The sequence below is a fragment of the Halomonas sp. N3-2A genome (assembly GCF_002216165.1).
Classification (GTDB): Bacteria; Pseudomonadota; Gammaproteobacteria; order Pseudomonadales; family Halomonadaceae; genus Vreelandella.
On sequence record NZ_CP022286.1, the window covers coordinates 1,276,086 to 1,290,741 of the forward strand.

27 protein-coding genes and 1 pseudogene are annotated in these 14,656 nt (G+C 51.8%); 17 read left to right on the top strand and 11 right to left on the bottom strand.

The features are described from left to right. Positions 1-7: 7 nt before the first annotated feature. From CEK60_RS05970 to CEK60_RS06020, 11 genes and pseudogenes are all read right to left on the bottom strand, one after another. Positions 8-349 carry a DUF1064 domain-containing protein gene (locus CEK60_RS05970; protein WP_089038251.1) on the bottom strand — a complete coding sequence of 114 codons (342 nt, stop codon included), beginning with the start codon at positions 347-349 and terminating at the stop codon, positions 8-10. Between the two features lie 2 nt (positions 350-351). After that, entirely contained in the window at positions 352-555 is a 204-nt protein-coding gene (locus CEK60_RS05975) for a hypothetical protein (protein ID WP_089038252.1), read from the bottom strand. Beyond that, positions 542-670, bottom strand: coding sequence for a hypothetical protein (locus CEK60_RS22780; protein ID WP_269768695.1), 129 nt, complete (start codon positions 668-670; stop codon positions 542-544). The genes CEK60_RS05975 and CEK60_RS22780 overlap by 14 nt, the downstream gene beginning before the upstream one ends. Further along, entirely contained in the window at positions 670-981 is a 312-nt protein-coding gene (locus tag CEK60_RS05980; RefSeq protein ID WP_089038253.1) for a hypothetical protein, read from the bottom strand. Before CEK60_RS05980 ends, CEK60_RS22780 begins: the two co-directional genes overlap by 1 nt. After that, positions 981-1,493, bottom strand: a complete 513-nt coding sequence (locus tag CEK60_RS05985; protein ID WP_089038254.1) for a hypothetical protein — start codon at positions 1,491-1,493, stop codon at positions 981-983. The genes CEK60_RS05980 and CEK60_RS05985 overlap by 1 nt, the downstream gene beginning before the upstream one ends. A 234-nt stretch (positions 1,494-1,727) precedes the next feature. Next, a complete protein-coding gene (locus CEK60_RS05995; RefSeq protein ID WP_089038256.1) occupies positions 1,728-2,072 on the bottom strand; it encodes a hypothetical protein in 345 nt (114 codons plus the stop codon). Next, positions 2,069-2,830, bottom strand: a complete 762-nt coding sequence (locus tag CEK60_RS22645) for a replication protein P (protein WP_332459894.1) — start codon at positions 2,828-2,830, stop codon at positions 2,069-2,071. The genes CEK60_RS05995 and CEK60_RS22645 overlap by 4 nt, the downstream gene beginning before the upstream one ends. A 466-nt stretch (positions 2,831-3,296) precedes the next feature. Further along, a pseudogene (locus CEK60_RS22655) lies at positions 3,297-3,659 on the bottom strand (replication protein); the annotation flags it as partial. Between the two features lie 109 nt (positions 3,660-3,768). Further along, entirely contained in the window at positions 3,769-3,972 is a 204-nt protein-coding gene (locus CEK60_RS06010; RefSeq protein ID WP_089038259.1) for a hypothetical protein, read from the bottom strand. Positions 3,973-3,991: 19 nt separating this feature from the next. After that, positions 3,992-4,318: a hypothetical protein gene (locus CEK60_RS06015; protein ID WP_089038260.1), complete on the bottom strand. Its 327-nt coding sequence runs from the start codon at positions 4,316-4,318 to the stop codon at positions 3,992-3,994. A 55-nt stretch (positions 4,319-4,373) separates the two neighbouring features. Next, positions 4,374-4,601: a hypothetical protein gene (locus tag CEK60_RS06020; protein ID WP_089038261.1), complete on the bottom strand. Its 228-nt coding sequence runs from the start codon at positions 4,599-4,601 to the stop codon at positions 4,374-4,376. 70 nt (positions 4,602-4,671) lie between these two features. On the opposite strand from CEK60_RS06020, the gene CEK60_RS06025 reads away from it, so the two are divergent. From CEK60_RS06025 to CEK60_RS06090, 17 genes are all read left to right on the top strand, one after another. Further along, positions 4,672-5,460 (top strand): S24 family peptidase, encoded by a 789-nt coding sequence (locus tag CEK60_RS06025; RefSeq protein WP_157698009.1) that lies wholly within the window; start codon positions 4,672-4,674, stop codon positions 5,458-5,460. A 45-nt stretch (positions 5,461-5,505) separates the two neighbouring features. Beyond that, positions 5,506-6,426 carry a hypothetical protein gene (locus tag CEK60_RS06030; RefSeq protein WP_089038263.1) on the top strand — a complete coding sequence of 307 codons (921 nt, stop codon included), beginning with the start codon at positions 5,506-5,508 and terminating at the stop codon, positions 6,424-6,426. 1,037 nt (positions 6,427-7,463) lie between these two features. Next, positions 7,464-7,691, top strand: coding sequence for a hypothetical protein (locus tag CEK60_RS06035; protein ID WP_089038264.1), 228 nt, complete (start codon positions 7,464-7,466; stop codon positions 7,689-7,691). Positions 7,692-7,950: 259 nt separating this feature from the next. Continuing rightward, entirely contained in the window at positions 7,951-8,136 is a 186-nt protein-coding gene (locus CEK60_RS22070) for a hypothetical protein (RefSeq protein ID WP_157698010.1), read from the top strand. A gap of 61 nt (positions 8,137-8,197) precedes the next feature. Then, complete coding sequence (locus tag CEK60_RS22075) at positions 8,198-8,368, top strand: hypothetical protein (RefSeq protein WP_157698011.1); 171 nt, start codon at positions 8,198-8,200, stop codon at positions 8,366-8,368. 122 nt (positions 8,369-8,490) lie between these two features. Further along, the gene (locus tag CEK60_RS06040) at positions 8,491-8,691 is read left to right on the top strand and encodes a hypothetical protein (RefSeq protein WP_089038265.1); all 201 of its coding nucleotides are present in this window, start codon (positions 8,491-8,493) and stop codon (positions 8,689-8,691) included. Then, a complete protein-coding gene (locus CEK60_RS06045; RefSeq protein WP_089038266.1) occupies positions 8,691-8,987 on the top strand; it encodes a hypothetical protein in 297 nt (98 codons plus the stop codon). Before CEK60_RS06040 ends, CEK60_RS06045 begins: the two co-directional genes overlap by 1 nt. Next, the gene (locus CEK60_RS22080; RefSeq protein ID WP_157698012.1) at positions 8,984-9,148 is read left to right on the top strand and encodes a hypothetical protein; all 165 of its coding nucleotides are present in this window, start codon (positions 8,984-8,986) and stop codon (positions 9,146-9,148) included. Before CEK60_RS06045 ends, CEK60_RS22080 begins: the two co-directional genes overlap by 4 nt. A 74-nt stretch (positions 9,149-9,222) precedes the next feature. Further along, positions 9,223-10,065, top strand: a complete 843-nt coding sequence (locus CEK60_RS06050; RefSeq protein ID WP_089038267.1) for a hypothetical protein — start codon at positions 9,223-9,225, stop codon at positions 10,063-10,065. Then, positions 10,058-11,074 (top strand): hypothetical protein, encoded by a 1,017-nt coding sequence (locus CEK60_RS06055; protein ID WP_089038268.1) that lies wholly within the window; start codon positions 10,058-10,060, stop codon positions 11,072-11,074. The genes CEK60_RS06050 and CEK60_RS06055 overlap by 8 nt, the downstream gene beginning before the upstream one ends. 57 nt (positions 11,075-11,131) lie before the next feature. Then, the gene (locus tag CEK60_RS06060; RefSeq protein WP_089038269.1) at positions 11,132-11,725 is read left to right on the top strand and encodes a 3'-5' exonuclease; all 594 of its coding nucleotides are present in this window, start codon (positions 11,132-11,134) and stop codon (positions 11,723-11,725) included. Then, positions 11,722-11,970, top strand: a complete 249-nt coding sequence (locus CEK60_RS06065; RefSeq protein WP_089038270.1) for a hypothetical protein — start codon at positions 11,722-11,724, stop codon at positions 11,968-11,970. Before CEK60_RS06060 ends, CEK60_RS06065 begins: the two co-directional genes overlap by 4 nt. Further along, positions 11,971-12,216, top strand: a complete 246-nt coding sequence (locus CEK60_RS06070) for a hypothetical protein (RefSeq protein WP_089038271.1) — start codon at positions 11,971-11,973, stop codon at positions 12,214-12,216. Positions 12,217-12,276: 60 nt separating this feature from the next. Beyond that, on the top strand, positions 12,277-12,636 hold the full coding sequence (locus CEK60_RS06075; protein ID WP_089038272.1) for a hypothetical protein: 360 nt from the start codon (positions 12,277-12,279) through the stop codon (positions 12,634-12,636). Further along, complete coding sequence (locus tag CEK60_RS06080; RefSeq protein ID WP_089038273.1) at positions 12,636-13,430, top strand: DUF2303 family protein; 795 nt, start codon at positions 12,636-12,638, stop codon at positions 13,428-13,430. The genes CEK60_RS06075 and CEK60_RS06080 overlap by 1 nt, the downstream gene beginning before the upstream one ends. Before the next feature lie 52 nt (positions 13,431-13,482). Then, positions 13,483-14,016 (top strand): single-stranded DNA-binding protein, encoded by a 534-nt coding sequence (gene ssb / locus CEK60_RS06085; RefSeq protein WP_089038274.1) that lies wholly within the window; start codon positions 13,483-13,485, stop codon positions 14,014-14,016. 24 nt (positions 14,017-14,040) lie between these two features. After that, entirely contained in the window at positions 14,041-14,640 is a 600-nt protein-coding gene (locus CEK60_RS06090; protein WP_089038275.1) for a hypothetical protein, read from the top strand. The last annotated feature ends 16 nt before the right edge of the window (positions 14,641-14,656 follow it).

Here is a 14,656-nt window from a genome sequence, read left to right on the forward strand (position 1 = left end):
CGCTCGATCACTCAAAAGCCTCCGTAGACCAACCACCGCCAGCTTTTTTGCTTTGCTTCTTCACAGCAATGAAACGGAACGGGAAAAGCTCAGCGGCCACTTTAATCTTTACCCTGGCGTCATCCCGCCAAAAGCCTTTCACTTCGTGCAGTTCGATCAGCCCATCAGCACGCATAACAGCGAAGTCAGGCGTGTAGCGAGTGTTGTCGGCCAGCTTGAACGTCATCCCCTCAAACGAGTACCAGACGATCTCACCCGCGTGCTTCAAAGATTCAAGCAGTGAGGCATAAGCCGCCTCTGTCTTATTCATCTTTCCGGCTTTCATGCGGCCTAGGGCTAAATCACTCATGATCAGTCTCCCTCAGCTTCGTGGTGGCGGTCTGCTATCAACTCGTCACCCAACTCGCTACCAGCAGCCGCTCTCTCGATCTGCGTCTTTTGCCATACCTCCCAATTTTCCTGGCTTGGGTATTTAACCCAATGATTAAGCGCCGCCAGCTCTGATGCTCGCGCTTTCGCCAACCGCTGCCCGGTCTTGCTGCTAATCATGATCATATCGGTACTCCAGCGGTTCGCCTTGGTCGTCGTAGCCGTCAGTCAGATAGAGGCCTAGCCCGAACAGGAAGGCGGCGCCCACAATGGCGACAGCGATTAGTATCCATGCGCTCATCACTTGGCCGCCTTAACCAGGCCACGCCTAGCTAGTTGATCTAGTGTTAGAACGATGGCCTCGTTCATACGCGCTCGACGCTCCTCACGGCTAAGGTGCTTACCGTTATCGATTTCACCGTGGCACTTTGGGCAAAGCGCAGCTGTTAATGCGTCGCTAGCCTTCTGCCCGCGACCACGGTGTTGGTTGCTATGGGCGGCTTGGATGCCCCAGGTACCGCAAAGCACGCAGCTATCTATCTCGTGCACGTTGCTCAACCACTGGCGGCAGCGGTGCGGTTTTGTCGGCAAGTAGCACTCGTTGGGCAGCATCAGGCAGTCACTCCAGGCATTGCTTGGGCCATAGCCTCAACCTGCTCGGGTGAACACTCAGGCCAATACTCATTAACGATATGGCTACAGATACCGCGCATGAACTGGTAAAACTCGCCTTGCTCCATGCAATCGAACGCCAGTGAACGCGGCTGCTTGTTTTCTAGCACCATGCCGAATTCTGGTAGCTCTGTACGTACCACGTCGCACTCAACGCCAGACTCAAACTGGAGACGCTTAAGCACTTCGTGATGATTCATGCCTGAAAACTTATCGATACTCTCAGCTACTAGGCCGCCTACTGCATGGGCGAGACGGTGGAACTCGATATTGCGCGGTCGCGTTATGTCACCCCTCACGATGTTGCCGATATTGATGCCACGCTCCTTGATGGTGTTAACGTCAGCAGCGCCTGCAGGAACAAATGCAGAGACCTCAGCGCCAGTGGCGGGATCAATCAGGCGTACGGCGCGAAAGTAAATAGGCTGGCGTTTATTCTTGCGCTTAGTCATGTCGCCCCCCTTCAATAACCTCTTGAGGCCCAGAAAGAAGCTCTTGCATCTTGTATTTTCGGCACTGCCATATCTCCCAGCCCGCAAAACCAAAACTTCCTTCACTTGGCCTCACGAAGCTAACTCCTCGCTCATCCACCTTAGTCACAACAACTGGGTTCCTAGGCTTTTCGTCTCCATAACTCCTGAATTGCACTCGGTCGCCAGGGCGAGGGTCGGTGTAAATGTCTCTGCTCATGCCGCACCTCCCGCTAAAGGCTCAGCCTTCCCAATCAGCTTAAATCGCTCGGGGCACCCAAATATGTCGTAGGGTGGGAGCAGCTTTATATTGTGACCATCCATATACAGGCGGTGGATGCAGGCAGCTATTTGGCAGCAGCTAAGATCCACTCCATCGAGAGTTAGATAGGCGTCGATGGTGGTGATCGTGTGGGCCTCTTGATCTCCCAAAACCTCCAACACCAGCTCGATTCCTTCTGCATCTGGCTCTGCAGGATCAACCCCAATAAGTTCTTTGAAGGCATCTCCTTCATAACGCCGCATCTTTCCCCACTGATTCATAGATTCGTGAATGCTCATGCATCATTTCCCCGTAGCAACCCTTTCAGCGCGGCAATGCCCTGCTCGCCACTCATGCGGCGACCGAATTTTGACTCAGCCTCGGCGGCGGCCTGTTCACGACCGTTGCGCTCTGCAATCTGTGCAGCGCTTAGCTGGCCGTCATGGCCCACCAGCCCACGCGCTTCAACCGTTCCACCGGCCATGACGCGATTCACCACGGCGTCGTACTGCTTGCGGAACGTCGAGCGCAGGGCACGAATCTTGGAGTCGCTGCTTGCCTGAGCCAGATCAAACCAGCCAGTTGCCTTACCCGCTTCACGCACGGCGGCGTGGCTCCAGCGGTGGCCAGCTGGGTTCTGGCTGTTCTGAATCGCCTCGCTGAATGCAATCTCCACGTCAGGCATTCCAAAATCCTCCGGCCTCGGCTTCAAAAACCTCACCAGACTGGCCACGCTCGGGGGCCATTCCCCACCTTCCGCCTTGATCCGCTCGACCGCTGCATCCACCGCTTGCGTTGTCGGCAGGGTTGACCACTTCGCCATCGAGGTAGCTACCTCCCGTTTGGCCAACGTCAGCATCTGATCCGTGCTGAACGCCGTTCGCCACGTCCTTGGGTATATCGCTTCCAGTCGCGTAAATACTCGGTTCACCAACTCCTGCAGCTGCGTCTTCTTCGAAGAGCCCATCCATCCAGCCGTCGTCGTTTGGGTTGGCGAGGCGTGCTGCGATTCGATCCTGTTCAGCGCGCTTTGCGTCAGTTCCTGAGCGGTTGGCATGGCGAGATTCCTTGTAAGCGATAACCTTCAGTTCGAGCTGATCCCACTTTTCGCGCAGCTTCGACGGGCACAGCACGTTGGTTTTCCAGAACGAGTCTCTGGAAACCCAGGTGATCAGGTAGCGGATTTGCTCGACGGTGCGACCATCACGAGTACGCATCAGGCGCATATCGTTGGCCCAGGCAGTCAGATTGGGTTTCTTGGGATTGGTCAGCTCAGCGGTGACGGTGGCGTGCATGAACTCGGCAAGCTCATGGTCAATTTCCTCGCCCCATTTTTTCGGAGAAGTTTTTTTCTTCGACGAAAATTTAGAACCTTTAGGTTCTAATCTATCTATCTCTCTATTGTGTGTCCCCAAATCGGTGACGCTTGGAGTCACCTTTTTGGTGACAGTGTCACCATTTGGAACTTCTTTGCGTTGAGGTGCTTTTTTTTCAGGGCGAGAACTAAAATCCCATTCACGGTGGTGCTTGTTAACCCCAATTTTTCTTCCGTCCGGAGAAAGCTTTAATACCTTCATCGCAAGCAGTTGAAGCTTGGCAGGGTTAATCTTTTGGCGCGGAATGGCAGTGTCTTCAGCCAGCTGCGTATCAGCTATCTCGTCCATGGTTTTGTTGAAACCATAGGTGCGCACAATAATGGCGTGTACGATCCTCAAGTGTGTTGCTGTACCAGGGAACGTATGGCGATTATTAATCACCTTGTACAACTCATCAGCTATTCGTGTATAGCCGTCTTCCACTTGTGGCCCCCTGCCAGAGCGCTCTGGCTCCGGCCTATCGACGTCTTCTCGACGTGGAAACTGGAAAATCTCAGCGGTATTAGTCATAATTAACTCACGTTGTTTACTTCAAAGCCCAGCACGCTCCCCAGCGTTTATTGCTGGGCTTTGTCGTTTCAGGACTGCCCTATCAGGGCCTAATGTCGAAAAGTCAGGCTTACGCCCGACCTCCCTCAATAACTTTTAACGCTGGCGTGACGCGACGCAGCGAATACAACTGGTCTTGAACCATTTCCAGATTCGCCTCCAGCACAACATCCTCAACACTCATGCGGCGCTTAACCGCTTCTGCCTCCGCTGCCTGACGCCCTTCTGGCGACATACTTGTCACCGCGAGCGCAATTACTTGGCGATCAATCACGAATTACTCCTCGGCCCTTTCAGGCCATTGCGCGCTGTGCCACCTTGTCTAGCAAATGACGTTCAGCGTTGCGGGCCATCAGATCGGCCAAAGCTTGGCGGGCGCTTTCGTCCAGCGTTCTTCCGTTCGCAAGATCGTCCAGCAACTTAGCTTGCTGAATACGGCGCGCTTCCAAGGCTTCCAAAGAAAGCTCATGAAGAAGCGGCGCAATACGTCCGCCGGTCGTCATTTCGGCCGCTTGCTCTATGTCGGCAAGCTCAGCATCGGTGAAGCGAACCTTCACCACGTTTGTTAAATGTTCGCCTTCCTGTTTACGGCGGCGATCATCAGGCAGGTATCGAGTCATGGAATTACCTCTGTACCGTGGGAATATCGCGGCCTTCACAGGCAGGCGGCAGGGACTAGGCGACCTGTGTTGTTGGATCGCCAAAAATATCGGGGCGCAAGCCTTCAATAGTCAGCTCACCATCAGTGGCGTCTTGAAGCCGCTTGGCCATTTCAAGTGATGCTTTCCTATGTCCACCCGAGAGCTGCCACAGATAGGCCACTGACGTTTCAGCGCTCTCTGCTACCAGCTGTCGTTGATCGGATGATGTTTTGCTAAGCCAAGTTCGTAATTGATGAGACATACGGCATCTCCTGTTTAATGCTAAACAATTTAGCTTTGCGCTAATTTAAAATCAAGCAAGGATTAGCATTTTGCATATTTATCATTCTGCTAAATACTGCGAGTATCCAGGTATGGACGCTTATCAAATTCGCAAAGAAAACTTGCTGAAACTCATGCAGACACGCACAAAAGCGGCGTGTGCTGACAAATGGGATACATCAGCCTCTACGCTCAGCCAGATAACCTCGAAAAAGTCAGTGAGGAATTTGGGGGATACGCTCGCGCGCAAAATAGAACGCGCGGAAGGCTTGCCTGTTGGCTGGTTGGATAGGACGCATGCTGATTCAGATATCGACAGCCATAATGCAGGTGCCAGGTTCATCAAGAAGGTGCCGGGGACCAATGAAATAGAGCTTCACACAGTAGAAATCATTGATGGTGAGGAGCCGCTCCGGCCCGATGAGGTCGAGCTACCCTGCTTCAGAGAGGTTGAATTTGCTGCAGGGGATGGCCGCACTCAAGTGGTTGAAAATCATGGGCACACCATGCGCTTCCCACTTTCAAAGCTTGCCAAGCTGGGTATCTCACCAGAAAACGCTGCATGTGCAACGTCAACTGGCACATCAATGATGCCCACTATCGCAGACGGCTCACCTATCGCGATTGATAAAGGCACACGACACATCATAGATAGCAAAATCTACGCCCTCGATCACGGCGGCATGCTCCGCATTAAGCGCCTTTACAAGCTACCGCTAGGTCGCGTCCGCTTAGTTAGTGATAACTCTGAAGAGTATCCAGAGGAAACCTATAGCCTCATGGGACCCGATGCCCCAAAGATCATCGGACGCGTATTCTGGTGGGAGGTGTTTGACTAGCGCTGTTGTCACACTCTTCTTGGACGGGGTATAAGTGGAGGTTAAATGCAGAATCAGATAAGAATTGACAGCCCGGCGGACCTTTATAGCCGCCCAAAATTTCAAGAGGAAGTTGACTTTTCCCCTGTTACTAATCGTAAGCTTAAATTTATATTGCAGGCTTACCAGTTCCCAGAAGATCAACAAATACCATGCGGAATCAGCTCATGCAGAACTAAGCACGGCAGGGGTTTTTTAGTGCTTACTAGCGACGGCTTGGAGACCAACATAGGTAACAGATGCGGCAAAAAACACTTGGGTGCTGACTTTGATTATGAGCGTAACCGCTTTAATGCTGAGCAGCGCAGAGCAAAAAACCGCCAAGCGGTTTCAGATTTTAGGAAAGACGCTTCGCAAAATAGCTCTTTATTAGATTCTGTAATTGAGCGCGCAAAACCTCTTCAAAAAAGAAAAAAACAGCAGATGCGTGAACACCCATCCGCTTGGTCTGAAGTCAAAAAACTATCAAAGCGTCGCGTCAGCTATATCGATAATGAGGACAGATTAAAAATTGAGGATGCTCGCACGCTGCATAAGAAACAGGGTACTCAGCTAAAATTTACGAAATGGTTTGATCGAGAGAAACCTACCGTTGCTGACTTGCGAATACGCTTGGATGGACTGCAAGCCGCTGGCTATGATTTCCATGAAGAGCTTGTAGCTGGACTTCAGTCTCCGTTAAGCGAGCTAATGGCTTTAACTGATGAAGCTATTGATGGAATGAATGACGCCACTCTTGATAAGTGGAGAAAACTCATACAACAGGTGCCAGCTAAAATATCGAAAGCTGAAGATATGATTATTGAAACTGGCAAGCTTCTTTCCCCTACCAATACGCTCAAGTTTCAATATCTACCAGGGTGCTACGCACCTGATGATGGCCTAGACCGCCACTCTAGGCCAGTCGCTAGAATCAAGCGCTGGTAGCTTGGCCCAGCATAAAAAATAATTCTTTTGATAGGGGGTGTTGCTTGCGAATGGGTAAAACTCACCTTTGAAAGCCACCACAACATGATATCCGTCGCAGGGGTTTAGCAGTAGATAGTCATCTCCGTCATCGTCAGGCTTTTGCGACATGGGCCGCCAATTCAAATTAGAATTAAACATAAATGATGCTCATAACGTGAACATTTCTCATGTTAATATTTGCTAGCTAGCTTTTTCAATCGCTTTCTCAAAACTTAACCCGCCCTTCAAGGCGGTTTTTTGCGCTAACGCTAGGCCTTCTTTGATACTCTTAGTGGAGTCATTAAGGCTAAAAACAATAATTTAAACAGGGGATCAATGATGGGGAAATTCATAGTTGCCATTTTTATAGCGCTGTTCGTAACGACGTCCGCTATAGCCAATGAACCCACTTCCAGCGCACCCTTTCAAGAAAGCCAGCAACAGCAAGTCTTTCAAGATATGTCAGTAACTAACGAGGCTAGCTGCCAAGAAATAATAGGAGAAATCCCTGCAGAGCTATCCATAGCTCAAGGCGGCTGCTGCAAAGTTTGTCGCAAAGGCAAGGCGTGTGGTAACTCATGCATTAGCCGGAACTACAACTGCACAAGGCCCCGCGGCTGCGCATGTGACGGCTAATAAACCAAAGATTGAATAACCGCCCTTCGGGGCGGTTTTTTTGTGCGCTAAATAAAAATTTAGCATTTTGCTATTGACGAATATTTAGCATCGAGCTAATTTTATTAGCACGAACACACCGCAACGTGTTCAGGCCCTAACAGGCCACGCTCTTTAACAACACGATGAGCCTAGCCAGCCGTAGCGGGTAACGCCGCGAGAGTTCGCTAGGAGTACGCCGCTCAGGGCTGTCGAAATGCTGGGACGAAATGGCCCATTCGAAGAGTGGGCATTCGGAAGCTCGCTGAAGCTGCATATGCAGAAAAGAATATACCGGCGTAAGCCGGGAGTCTGGGCGGATCGGACCCGGCGTGTTTCACGAATTACACAGGAGATCGTTTATGAGCGAAGAACTGAAGGAACTCTACCTCGCAGCCCAACAAAACCAAGAGGCTATACAGCAAAAAGAAAGTGAGATTACCAAGCTTAGAAAACAACAGCGAGACCTTGAGCAGGCGCTAATGAATAAGGTGGCCGCCACCGCAGGCGATGACAGCCAACCTTTTACGAATGCCGCATTATTCGTATTCAGTGGGGTATTTGCCGTCTCGAATAGCAAGTTGTTCTAACACTTGCATACGAGCGCTGAGGTTTGAGAGAAGGTTTGTTAGTGCCGAGCTGGCTCTTGTCACATCACTCATTCCTTCTGGACCAGCCTTGAAAGCCAAATCAGTCAAACAATTCATTAATTCTTCGTGCTGTTCAGCAAAGTCTACATCCGTCAGAGCCGCAATCCTCGGCAGTTTTGGTGGTTGTTCCATTTTTTAGCTCCTGGTGTGTGGAAACTTCAGGATAACTAAGACGCGGGAGCTGCGATAGTGCCACTTAATGCCTGCCGTCTGGGCTGAGAACACAGGCGGCATCGGTATGCTGCTTGCCCTGTATCTGCCATGGGCTATGGGGAAGCGCCAGGCAGCATATCGATGCACCCGCATCAACTCCCTGCTTGCCCGCGCCCAGCGGGCTTTTTTACGGCATGGCCTCTTGCCGAGTCGCCATGCCCGCGTCGCTTGAATTCCACTAACCGCATTGGCACTGCATTAGCGCAGGCGGCGCGCACTACACAGGAGGCTTTATGGCAACTCTACCCACTAAGGCAATTACAAAAAGCGAGCTAAACAGCCGCAACGATAAAGCTGCAGCTTTGCGTTACAGCCGTCGGCGCGAGATTGACCAGCGCAAAGCAGATAAGGCACTACGAGATCAGCTCCGAGAGGTGTGGGATGACCCGCTTTATTCTGCGTGAGCAGCATCTTCACTTGACTATCCCCCGCCTCGACCTGGGGCTTTTTTGTAGCCGCAAAAATGCTAAGCGAGCAGCTAAGCGTCGCGGCTACCCCTTTTCACTCATCTTCAAGGTGAAACGACATGAACGCCGCACTGATTGAGCAACGCGCACAACGACGCGCGAAGGGCTTTGCAGTAGGTCAACGCCCAAAACTGGCAAGCCGCCCTTTCCAGCCTGATTTAAGCAAAGCTTCAGACCGCGCAAACGCGGCAAGGCTGGAAGCATACGCAAGCCGCCGAGCCGGTGCAGCCGCCCCACTTCTTCAGCTTTGGAGCGCCTGATGAAACGCTCGACAAAAATTCAGTTACGCGCCGAATCACTGAGTGAATCGATACATGACGGTGACGCCGAAGGCATTGCGAGATTCGGCATATATTTGAATGAGGTTGGTGACTTAGCCAGCGCAGTCGAAGAGCTAACAGCATCAACAACGGTGGCGGATATGGTCGATGCCTATATCCAGTCCACTGCTGGTCAAAGCGTGTTGTACGCCTGGGCAAAAGACATCGCTGAAGATGAGCAGTTTAGTCTCGAAGAAGAACAGGCAGAAATGGAAGCAAGCTGGAGAGCCGCATGAGCGAATGGCGACTCACAGGCAAAGCGGGCTGGGATGAAGAGACTGGCGTGGCGGTTTACTACGTCACAAAGGGTAGCACCAGCTTGAACGTCAAGGACCACGTTGAGCTAGGCAAGCTGCTTGCAGAAGCACAGGACCAAGAGCCAAGCCGCGAAAACTAAAAAGCCCCATTCGTGCGCGAACACGTCAGGGGCCATTGATCGACGTCTGAGAAGATCATAGGGGAGTATAAACCATGAATTCATTTAATGAGAAGCCACGCATTCGCGTGCCTTCCGGACGCTATCGCGTTGTCGATAGCGCCGATCACTTAGAGCTATGGCGTGATGTTGATAAGACACCGACCACAGCTATTAAGGAAAAAGAAGTTAAGGGCCAAAAACTAACCGCTCTTGACGCTATGCACGTTATCGAACTAGCCACCAAAAAATTTGGCCCAATAGGTATCGGCTGGGGCTATCGAATTGAAGTAGATCGCTTTGATCAAGGTGCCCCCGTTTACGACCATAAAAGAGGCATGCTACTTGGCCACGAGCTAACGCACACAATTCGATTAGCTCTTTGGTACAAATGGAAAGGGGAACTGGGCGAAATTAGTCAGTATGGCCACACCCCCGCTGTTTATTACACAAGAGGCAACTACTGGGTAACAGACGAAGACCCCGCTAAAAAATCGGTTACCGATGCCATCAAGAAATGCCTAAGCCTTCTTGGATTCGCCGCTGACGTTTATTACGGCAAGTTCGACAAGAAGGACTACAAGGATGTCCAGCAGGCGGCAACCGCTATTCAGGTTGCCGAAGATAAAGACGCTGAGATAGAGCGATACAAAGACGAGTACCGCGATTGGCTCAAACGTGAAGCCGATACGCTGCGCAACAAAATCCCCCATCCAAAAAGCATCACTTTGGCGGCTGAGCGCGTACTTCAGCGTGTTGCAGATAAGGCCAAAATGGCTGGCATGGAACCGGATGATGGACGCAACGTAATCATCAAGGCACGCGATGAAGGTATCGCCCGCGTCTATGCCGAGCAAGAAAAAGCCAAACAGCAAAAAGAGGAAGCGAACCATGACTAACGCAGCCCCCGATATTGACTATAAAGGTGAACTTGTTGAGCTGAATGCTATTGAGCAGGCCCTGGCAGGGCTGCGAGAGCAATACGGCACAGTGCCAAACGTCCAAACAAAAGACGGTTACGAGCTATGCAAGAAAGGCATTAAGGAGCTGACTGGCTATCGCACCAAAACGGAAGAGCGCCGTAAAGCAACAACTAAGAAACACCGAGATTTTATTGAACAAGTAAATGGCTACGGCAAGTATTTAGTAGCTTCTTTAAAAGAAATAGAGCAGCCGCTTAAAGACGCCAAAAAATCAGAAGATGAGCGCGCCGAGCGTGAAAAGCAGGAACGCATCGCTAAGCTGCGAGAGCGTATTAATGTGGAAATTTGGAGCTTTCTGGATACTGCCGTTGGGCTTGATTCAAATGGCCTGGCTGATCTTCACGATGCCGCCGTGGCCATCGACGTAGACGGCTACTTTGATGTGACTGCGGAAGCTGAAGATGCCAAAGTCGAAGTGCTAAAGCGCATCAGCGAGCAACACGGACAAACGTTGGAACGTGAACGGCTTGCGGCAGAGCAAGCCCAGGTGGAAGCGGATCGTAAGCGCCTGCGTGAAGAAGAAGAGAAGCGCGCAGCTGATCAACGTGAGCTTGAAGAATTGCGCCGTGAGAAAGCTGAACGCGAAGCGGCAGAGAAGCGTAAGGCTCAACCTGAGCCAGAGCCAGAGCCAGAACCTGAACCAATGCCCGTCGCTGCTGAAAGCAAAAACCCGGCTTACCATGGTGTCGATTACGCTAGCGGGCCAGACAAAACGGTTAGCCAAACCTTCGATACCAGCCGCCTAAACACCGCTGCTAACAATTTCCAGCGTACTAGCGAGGTCAAAGCGTCGGAGCAGGTCACGATCAGCCGCAGCGAGTATGACCAGTTACTAGCCGACCAAGCCAAGCTGCGCGCCTTGGAGGCCATGGGCGTCGATAGCTGGTCTGGCTATTCCGCTGCGATGGATCAACTAGCCGCTTAACCAATTAATACTTCCCACCATGAGGGGCCGCAAGGCCCCTTTTCTTTGGAGTCTACTATGAACCCCGTTCTCTTCTTCGACACTGAAACCACTGGCCTACCCGACTGGAAATCTCCCAGCGAAAGTGAACACCAGCCGCACCTGGTGCAACTAGCCGCAATTCTGGCTGACACTGATACGCGTAAGGAGATCGCCACACTGGATTTGATCATTGCCCCTGACGGCTGGGAAATTCCTACAGAGGTATCTGATATTCACGGCATCTCACATGAGCATGCTGCCGCTGTCGGTGTAGACGAATCCCTCGCTCTCAACCTTTTCTTCCAACTTTGGGGCCGTTACCCACGGGTAGCCCACAACCGCACCTTTGATCAGCGCATCATTCGCATAGCCGCCAAACGCTATATGAGCGAAGGCGACGCAGAGGCTTGGGCCGATAAAGAGGAGTTTGCCGACACTATGCTTCTGGCCAAGCCGATTATGCAGATGCTTCCCAAAGGCCGATATGGCTACAAGTCGCCGAAGTTGTCAGAAGCTTACGAGTTCTTCACCGGTAAGCCGTTGGAAAATGCGCACAGCGCTATGGCCGATACCCGAGCTTGCATGGAGGTTTACTGGCACCTGCTCGACCACGAAGCCAAGGCCGCATGAAGTCGATCACTAAAACAGTCACTACCACCTACACGCCTGAGTGGATAAGGCAGGAATTCACGGTCTACGGGCCTGAATTTCGAAAGGCGCGTGAAAGACAACGAAAAAAGTATAACCGCTGCTTTGCCTGTAACACCCCTTTTCAAGATGGCGATGTTATGGCGCTTGGAGGGTTTGGCAAGCACGGCAATAAAGCACTTTGTCAGACGTGCGCCACCGATATTGCCCAAGAAGAGGACTCCTAAATGAAGTTACCCAACACACCAACCACCTTTCATATCCATATTCCTGTGAGCGTGTTGCTCAGTTATGGCGATAAACGCTTGGGCGATATCGTCACACATCCTGAAGGCGTGGACGGAGCTCGCAAAGAGCTTCGACAAATGCTCGCAGAAGGTAACCAAGTGTTGGTCTGTGATAGCAGTTGCGACAACCGCAATCCAGATGGCTCATGTGCAGGTCACCCCGCCGCGAAACCGGAAGCCGCTTAACTTATCCCATACCTTGGGGCCGCTGGCCCTACTCACCACACCTCAATGAGGTAACTCGTAATGTCTCATCCCACCGATGTGACCAAGTTCATCGAGGACTTGGACGGCGGCGTATTGGCTGAACGCCTGGGTAAAGTCCTTAGCCACGCAGCAGCGGCGGCAACGGACAATCCGAAAAAGAAAGCCAAAGTGTCGATTGAATTGACTGTCGAGAATATCGGCTCCGGTAGTCAGGTCAGCGTCACCCATAAGCTGGCATTTAAAGTGCCAACCAACCACGGCGACACCGCCGAAAACCACACCACTGAAACGGTCATGTACGTCAATACGGGCGGCGAAATGACGCTAGAGCCCAAGAACCAGTTCGACATGATCGGCCACCCGCACCGCAAAGATGCCCACCACGGAGAACAGCACTAATGTCACTGACCAAAGAAGCCCTGCAGCACATTGAAGCCAGCCACAAAACCGGTACCGAAGCCGCCGAAGGTCACGCGCTGATCGTGGGCGACAACTTCAAGCTGGTGGATATGGAGAAGTACCAAGACCAGCGCCGCCGCTTTCGTGGGCAATTCAAGACCAAGGGGTTGAAAGACTTCATTGCCTACGTGGCTGGTCGGCAGGCTGATGCACCGGTATTTATCGACCGAGACGCCATGGCTGCAAGTTCATATCTGGATATCGGCGACATCGATCTTCCCGGGCATTGTGACCATTCCGCCACTCTCACCCTACCCAAAACGCCAGAATTCACCGCTTTTCTTCGGGCCGATGCCAGCACCTTCGATCAAGAGGAAATGGTCGAGCTGGTAGAGGACTGGGGCCATCTGCTGACTTTTGAAAACACCGAAGGCGAAGCGCTGGAGCGTAGCAAGGTCCTTCACGCTTTCCGCAAGGTCAAATTGGACGACTTGACCAGTATCGAAAGCGACAAACAGGAGCATTCCAGCCGCGTGGGCGTGATGAATAGCGTCACCGTAAAGAATGCCGACCGACTGCCCACAGTGATTTACTGGACGGTTACACCTTACGAGGGGCTGACAGAGCGCACTCTGGCAATGCGTGTTTCCAGCAAAACCAAAGGCGGTCCATCGTTTGGGCTTCGCGCTATCGCGCTAGATGCCGCAAAAGAAGAGATCGCCGCCGAGTTCGCCAAGCTGGTGACCGATGGCCTGACAGAAAGCGAGTGCTTGCTGGGCACGTTCCAGCCTTAACTGCAGCACACAATCACGTAGGGCCTTCGGGCCCTTTTTATTTGGAGGTCACATGGCCCGAGGCATTAATAAAGTCATCTTGATTGGCAACCTGGGCCAAGACCCAGAAGTACGCTTCACTCAGGGCGGTACCGCCGTCGCCAATCTCAACATTGCCACAAGTGATAGCTGGCTAGATCGCAACAGCGGACAACGCCAAGAGCGGACCGAGTGGCATCGCGTCATCTTATTCAACAAAACGGCAGAGATTGCCCAGCAGTATTTAAAGAAAGGCAGCAAGGTCTACATCGAAGGCCGACTACAAACCCGCAAATGGCAAGACCAAAGCGGGCAAGATCGCTACACCACGGAAGTTGTCGCTAACGATATGCAAATGCTAGATAGCGGCGGACAGCAGCAAGCGCCACAACAAAGCGGGTACCAGCAACCGCCTCAGAATCAGCAGCGCAGTGGCTACCAACAGCCGCCGCCGAATAATTCAGGCTATGGCGGTGCGCAGCAGCCCCAGGGTCATCGACCACCACAAGGGCAGCAGCCGTATGGCGCGCCTGATCCTGGCCAGTACGCCAATTTTGAAGATTCATAAATACCGTTCTGATGAGGTGCTCTTATGGACTCAAAAACGCTATTGATCATTAAAGAAAGCTATTCCAGGCTAAAGAATCTCAAGCTAGTGGAGATTGAAACTGGGATTAAATGGCAAACTGTTTACTGGCACTTAAAGAAAGAAGGAGTGCCCATCACAGGAGATAAGGCTCGCTACGGCTCAGCTACTGATCGTCTGGCTGTATTTGGTGAGCAACTTTTCCAGCGCCTTGTACCTGACGCGATTGATAACAACGAGTTAAAGTGGCAGTCATCGATAGATTTTTCGGTTTACGGAGTGAAGGTTGATATTAAGACATCCCGTTTAATGCCAGCAGGCCGAAACTCTAGAGGAAAGTCTTTTTCAGCTCGATGGTGCTACTGCATTAGCAAGCAACAAGACATAGCGGATTACTTCGTGTTGCTGGCACTACCTGAAAACGATGATGAACCACGGCACATCTTCCTACTTCCAAAAGAACTAGCAACAGCCAAGACCACGATCTCAATCCCACTTACCATGAAAAGTAAGTGGGCCGATTACAAGGTGTCGGCGCAGGAGCTTCAGCAGTTCTTCACGGCGTATAAGAAACACCAAGCTAAATGTACAACACATCGGGCCTAACCGTTTGCACGTTGGT